The sequence below is a fragment of the Caenimonas koreensis DSM 17982 genome, assembly GCF_009646335.1.
In the GTDB taxonomy this organism is placed as follows: domain Bacteria; phylum Pseudomonadota; class Gammaproteobacteria; order Burkholderiales; family Burkholderiaceae_C; genus Ramlibacter; species Ramlibacter koreensis.
Window position 1 is genome coordinate 1 of record NZ_WJBU01000035.1, and the last position, 5,846, is coordinate 5,846.

General features: G+C 63.3%; 7 protein-coding genes. 1 reads left to right on the plus strand and 6 read right to left on the minus strand.

Features of this window, described 5'->3' with window-relative positions; all coding sequences use genetic code 11:
• From GHT07_RS21155 to GHT07_RS21180, 6 genes are all read right to left on the minus strand, one after another.
• Window positions 1-1,078 (minus strand): site-specific integrase (locus GHT07_RS21155; protein ID WP_153587079.1); only part of this gene is annotated, 1,078 nt, incomplete at its 3' end.
• Between the two features lie 24 nt (window positions 1,079-1,102).
• Window positions 1,103-1,249 carry a hypothetical protein gene (locus GHT07_RS21160; protein ID WP_153587080.1) on the minus strand — a complete coding sequence of 49 codons (147 nt, stop codon included), beginning with the start codon at window positions 1,247-1,249 and terminating at the stop codon, window positions 1,103-1,105.
• 134 nt (window positions 1,250-1,383) lie between these two features.
• Window positions 1,384-2,007, minus strand: a complete 624-nt coding sequence (locus GHT07_RS21165; protein ID WP_230305086.1) for a superoxide dismutase — start codon at window positions 2,005-2,007, stop codon at window positions 1,384-1,386.
• Window positions 2,004-2,351: a hypothetical protein gene (locus tag GHT07_RS21170; protein WP_024815562.1), complete on the minus strand. Its 348-nt coding sequence runs from the start codon at window positions 2,349-2,351 to the stop codon at window positions 2,004-2,006. The genes GHT07_RS21165 and GHT07_RS21170 overlap by 4 nt, the downstream gene beginning before the upstream one ends.
• A gap of 149 nt (window positions 2,352-2,500) precedes the next feature.
• A complete protein-coding gene (locus GHT07_RS21175) occupies window positions 2,501-3,730 on the minus strand; it encodes a chromate transporter (RefSeq protein WP_051463546.1) in 1,230 nt (409 codons plus the stop codon).
• 215 nt (window positions 3,731-3,945) lie between these two features.
• The gene (locus tag GHT07_RS21180) at window positions 3,946-4,917 is read right to left on the minus strand and encodes a chromate resistance protein ChrB domain-containing protein (RefSeq protein WP_024815564.1); all 972 of its coding nucleotides are present in this window, start codon (window positions 4,915-4,917) and stop codon (window positions 3,946-3,948) included.
• Between the two features lie 203 nt (window positions 4,918-5,120).
• Between GHT07_RS21180 and GHT07_RS21185 the strand changes: the two genes are divergently transcribed.
• Window positions 5,121-5,741, plus strand: coding sequence for a Cj0069 family protein (locus GHT07_RS21185; protein ID WP_228488481.1), 621 nt, complete (start codon window positions 5,121-5,123; stop codon window positions 5,739-5,741).
• The last annotated feature ends 105 nt before the right edge of the window (window positions 5,742-5,846 follow it).

Sequence of the window (5,846 nt, forward strand, 5' to 3'; positions counted from 1 at the left end):
ACAGAAACTCAAAGCGTGACAAGCACTTACGCTCGCCCCTGGAGCAGACCCCGCGCCAATCCTCGCTCTGCGGGGAGGCACGAACCGTCACTTTCTGCACTGAAATCAAATGGACCCCTAGCTGCGGAACTGCCGGTGCCAGGGCCGTCAGGCCCTGCTCGAACCGGGCCTGCAGGCTGGAATCCGACGCATCGAGGTAGCGCATGGCCGATTTGACATCCTTCCAGCCGACGTATTCCATCAGTTCCTTGATGTCCCAGCCGCTGGCGCGGGTCCAGCCGGCAAAGCCGCGGCGCAAGGAGTGGCTGCTGTATTCCTCGGGCGACTCGACACCGGCTTCGGCGAACAGGCTGCGCAACAACGGAATCAGGCTGTCGGCATGCAGACTTTCGTCGGCCACATTCCCCCAGCGGTCGATCTTGCGGAACACCGGACCCTCGGTCAACCCGGCCAGGTCGATCCAGGCATTGAAGGCCGTCACGGGACATAAGCGGGACAAGGCTGGGCATTTGAAAACACGGCCCTGCAGCTGCCGGTCGCCTTTGGTGCGGCCCAGGTAGCACGCCATGCCCTGGCCCGGCGTCACCTCGATGTTCTCTACGCGCAGGTTGACCAACTCGTCGGAGCGAAAGCCGCGCCAGAACCCCAGCAACATCAGGCTGCGGTTGCGGGTTTGGCGCAGCAAGGCCGGCCGGTCGCCGGACCGCTGGGCGTTGCCAATCGCGACATCGAGCCACTGGTCGATCTGCTGGAGCACCGCCAGCTCCAGGGGGCGCGCGCGCTTTTCTGGCACGGCGTGAATTGAGCGAATGCCTTTAAGGACCTGGCGCACCAAGGGCGACTTGGTGGGGTCCGCAAAACCTTGGTCGGCATGCCATCGGGACAGTGCCGCCAGCCGCTGGCGAAGGGTGTTGATGGCCAAGGTAGGCGCGTAGTCGGCGAGGTAGCGGGCGATGGCGTCAGCCGTCGAGGGCAGGAGGCCTTTCCACTCTATTTCAAAATGTCGTATGGCCGAAGCGTAGCTCCGACGCGTGTTGTCGCGCTCAGCGGCTTCGATGTAGTCAACAACACGATTCATTTCAGTTTGTTTTTCGCCTGTCCATTAGCGTGGCTTGCCCCGCTCCGCCAGCAGGTAGCCAGCCATGATGGTGCCGAACAAATCGAAGCGCCCCGCCGGGCGCAGGGGGTACAGCAATTGGCGCCAGTTCCATGCACGCACCAGTTGCTCGGCCAGGATGGACAAGGGCACCAAGACCAGCCAGCTTGGGTCCGCGCCTGTGAGAATACCGAGCCGTCGCGCCGTCGCGCCGTCGGTGTCCGGAGATGCCTATCTTCACGTGCACACGAGAGAGTGCCAACCCGCCACATGCAACGCTAAATGCCTCATATCGCACGTGCGCCGGCCAGCCGTGCACTCACGCTCTCCCACTGGATGTTCTGGAAGAAAGCATCAATGTATTTCGCCGCCGCAGCGCCGTAGTCCATCTGATAAGAGTGCTCGTACATGTCCATCACCAGGATCGGAACGGTGGCGGCCGGTCCATGCGCGTGATCGGCCATCCAGTAATTTTCCAGCTGCCTGGTGTGCAGGTTGAACCCAAGAACCACCCAGCCGGACCCCCCACCGAGGCCGGCACCGATGCGGCGGAATTCCCTCTCCCAGTCTTCGAAGCTGCCGAAGGCTTGAGCGATCGCCTCTCGCTCGGTAGCTGCGGCCTCGCCACTGCCCCCGAGGTTCTCGAAATACAGTTCGTGCAGCACCACCGATCCAGTGCGAATTAGGTGCTCGCGCTTCAGGTCGTTGTAGATGTAGGGCGGCAGGTCCTTGTCGCCTGCGGCCTGCACCAGCCGGGCCTTGACAGCGGCCAGTGCCTTGACCGAGCCGCCGTAATTGTTTTCCCAATGGGAACGAATCATTCGTTCGGACAGACCCGTTAGTTTTGACGGATCGAACGGCAGCGGCTTGAGCGCGTCCTGACTTTGAAATGCTGGGGATGTAGTCATCATGAACTCCTTTTAAGAAAACCTTGATATACGAGTTGCTGCCCATCTAGGTACTGCAACTCGTTGCCTCGTCGATGCACCGAGAAGCACGCCGCCTGTGTGCTGCTGATCTCGGGCTTCAGCAGGCACAGCTGGTCGCCTTGAACCGACCATTGGCCCGCTTTGCTTGTCCCGCTCTCGGAGCGGATGAGTCGACCATCGGGGAGGTACTGATGCTCCCAATGTCTCCCGTCGCCGACTGAGCTGCCGCGCAACGCGGAGCGGATCTGCTGGCCATTCAAAGGAGCAAAAGCCGCCGATTCAGCGGCCACGTCCGGCAGCGTCCATGCACCAAGCACGAGCAGCAAGCAACCGCAAGCAACGTTTCGGCGCAGCCGTCCGTCTAGGCGGGTTGAGCCGAGGCCTCCGCTGGCGCGACTTTTCTTGATCGGAGCGACCTTTAACGCGACGCAGCGCGCTGAGCGAGGGCAAGCAACAGGCTGCATACCCTGCTGGCTCACGCGCCGCTCGGCATCAGCAGCCAACCCGCGACTCCGGCCCCGATGATCGCGACTGCGATGTTGAGCTTGTTCTTCCAGGCATACAGGAAGGCCAAGGCCGCGACAAAGATCGATACGGCCACCGCCAACGACGGCACACGCGCGGCGGTGACGAACGCCAGGTCAACCGTGGTCGCGGCGATTAGGCCGACCACCCCGGCGGCGACGCCGTCGAGGAAGGCGTGCATCTCCTTGACCTCTAGCACTGCCTCGAGCCGGTCGTAGAAGATCAGCGAGAAGGCAAACGCGGGAAGAAAGACGCCGGCGGTCATGACCAGCGCACCGAGCGGCCCGCCGGCAACATAGCCAACGAAAGTGGCGAAGATGATGAGCGGCGCGGGCAGCACCCCAGACAAGGCCAGGCCGTCGAGGAACTGGCCGTCGGTGATCCAGCCGCGGCCGACCGCGTCATTGCGGATGAACGGGATCGCCGTGTAGGCACCGCCGAAGGTGAGCAGGCCCGCCTTCAACCCGGCGACGAAGATGAGCAGCAGCGAAGCCTCGCCCTGGACGACCGCCTCCACCAGCGGCTGTGCGCGCGGCGCCCAGAGCGCCATCGCGGCGGCCAGCGCCACCGCGCCGGCAGCGACCAGGAGGGCGAGCCTGCCACGCTTGAGCATCCACAAGGCATAGACGCCGCCGGCGGCTGGCAGGGTGATCCAGAAGGCCACGCCGGCGGCGGAGGCGAGTGCGGCCACGATGGCGATGGCCCACAGCCAACGGTCCACCAGGATGTGCTCGCCGATCCGGTGCACCGCCCGTACGATCAGGGCGATCACTGCTGCCTGTACACCAAGGAACGCGGCGCCCAGTGCCGTGCCAGCGATGTCCATCCGGAAGTAAAGCCATGACAGCGCCAGCATCAACAGGAATCCCGGGAGCATGAATGCGAGACCGGCCAGCACCCCGCCCAGCCGCCCCTTCGCACGCATGCCCAGATGCACGCACAGCTCGTGCGCCTCGGGTCCGGGCAGCACCTGCATCACGGCCAGCAAGCGGTTGAAGCGTTCGCTGGAAATCCATCGTTCCTCGTTCACCAGTTCCCGGCGCAGCATGGCGACCTGCGCCACCGGGCCTCCCCAGGCAAGGAAGCCGAATTTGAGAAACCGCATGAAAAGCTGAAAGTACGTCAGCGTCGGAGGCACGGCCTCGGGGCCGGCAGCGCCGGTGGTCGTCTGCGCACTCATGCTGCCCCCGGTTCAGAGTTGAGGTTGGGACGGATGATCGAAGCGGCGCGCAAGCCGGTCAGGAAAAGTGTCATGGCGTTATCCGGTCATGGTTACAGAACAGGTGGTTGGTTGAATCAAAGTCGCTATCGGCAGTTGGGTGGGTTCCAGGTGTGGCTCGGGGTAACTTGGCGCGAAGCTCACCAATGTGCGGGGGGCTGGGCGGATCATCTGGGTCATCCTGGGCGACCGCCAGCTTGTTGAAAGTACGCGTACAGGGAGTCGAGCATTTTGCTCATCTCCGCCAGCAGCGCGTCGTCCTCGTCCAGGCGTTGATGCGCGCCTGCCAGCACGGCCTCGAAGCCTGCAGCCTCGGCGACCGGTTCGCCGCCCACGTCGAGCTGGTGTACAAGCGCGGCGACGCGCATGAGCGCAGCATCCTGCTCCAGGTCGAAGCTAGCCATTAGCGTCTCGAAGGTCACCCGCTCGCCCACGTGCGTAAACGCCGCGCCGTCGAAATCGAAACCGAGTGCGCCTTTCGGGCAATCTGACGGCTGGGACAGCCACTGAAAACGCGCATCGCGGTCGATGAAGCGCTGAATCAACCATGCGCTGGCAACGCGGTCCACCCAGGGCCGACGTCGCGTGGCCCACGTCCGGCCTTGGTAGCTGCTCGCATCCAGCCTGGCAATGCCGCCTGCCGTTTCGTGAGGCTCGTCTGGCGACAACACCCGCTCGATGCGTTGGGTGAACTCCGTCCAGGCCGCCTCTGCCTCCAGGCTCGCGTCGCCGGGGAAGAAGTCAATGGCCCGCACCATGTCGCGCTCGCGCTGCAGCCTGCGCTGCATGCGCGAGACCTCGGACCCCGCCAGCCCGCTGAGCGTGCGTCCCGCCTCCTTCCAGGACTTGCACAGCTCGGCGTAATCGTCGCTGCGGTCAAACAGCTGCCGGTAGGTTGCAGCTTCGTCGACGGACCGCGGCTGCACGTCCATCAGCCACGCGTGGCCTCCCTCGCGCCGGCATTCCTCAGCCAGTTCCTGCAGCGCCACTTCGCGTTCCTCACCAGCTGGTAGGAGATACGCCCCGTCCCGTAATGCCATGCAGCCAAGCGACTTCAACGCCCGCCAAATGCGGGTCCGCGCGGTGGCGCCGGATGTAGGCAGTGAAACAATCAGCAACAACCAGGGTGGCAAGAACAGCAAACTCATGTCATGATCATACTGTAATGTCTTGAACTCGACATTAAAAGAGTCAACAGACCAGAAACGCGAATACTTTGCTGGTCGAGGCTCTCTTCGGCCCAGTGGGGGTATCCATTGCTGAAGCTCTTATGAATGCCATGAGGACCTTATGAAATACGCTTCAATTGCTCTGGCAGCTTGCTGGCGTGTGAGCCGCTGAGGAGTTGCCCTTGCCTACATCAACCGTCGCATTACTTTATCCAGGCGATCGCCGCATGCGGGATCGCTCTGATCCGACCGAGAGCCGGTTTGCTGCGTTGTTTGATGCTTTCGCCCTCGCCGGCGTGACGGCGGTCCCTGCCGTGTACAACGACGACTTCGCCGAAGAAGTGGAGACGCAGCTGCGCAACTGCCGCCTCGTGCTGGTCTGGTGCAATCCCATCGAAGGCGGACGACGACGGGATGTCCTGGACGCCATGCTGCGGCGGGTTGCCGACTCGGGGATTGTGGTCAGCGCGCATCCGGAGGCCATCCTGAAGCTGGGAACCAAGGACGTCTTGTTCCACACGCGCGATCTCCCGTTTGGCAGCGACGTTTGCCGAGTCGACAGCCTCAAACAACTCGAGGAGGAATTGCCAGAACGACTCCGCCACGGCCCACGGGTACTCAAGCAATACCGGGGACAGAGCGGGAACGGTGTTTGGCGCGTGCAACTGGTGGGTCCCATGGCCACACCCGCGCGCCTGCGGGTGCGCCACGCCCAGCGTGGCAGCGACGAAGAGGTGATGGAAATTCCAGCGCTCTTGGCAAGACTGGCTCCGTACTTCGAGCCGGAGAAGGGGTCCATTTGATTTCAGTGCAGAAAGTGACGGTTCGTGCCTCCCCGCAGAGCGAGGATTGGCGCGGGGTCTGCTCCAGGGGCGAGCGTAAGTGCTTGTCACGCTTTGAGTTTCTGT

What these genes read in the sequence shown, in the direction of transcription:
- GHT07_RS21165 (WP_230305086.1), bottom strand. Translation starts at nt 2,007, where the DNA reads ATGATGACTACATCCCCAGCATTTCAAAGTCAGGACGCGCTCAAGCCG.
- GHT07_RS21175 (WP_051463546.1), bottom strand. Translation starts at nt 3,730, where the DNA reads ATGAGTGCGCAGACGACCACCGGCGCTGCCGGCCCCGAGGCCGTGCCT.
- GHT07_RS21180 (WP_024815564.1), bottom strand. Translation starts at nt 4,917, where the DNA reads ATGAGTTTGCTGTTCTTGCCACCCTGGTTGTTGCTGATTGTTTCACTG.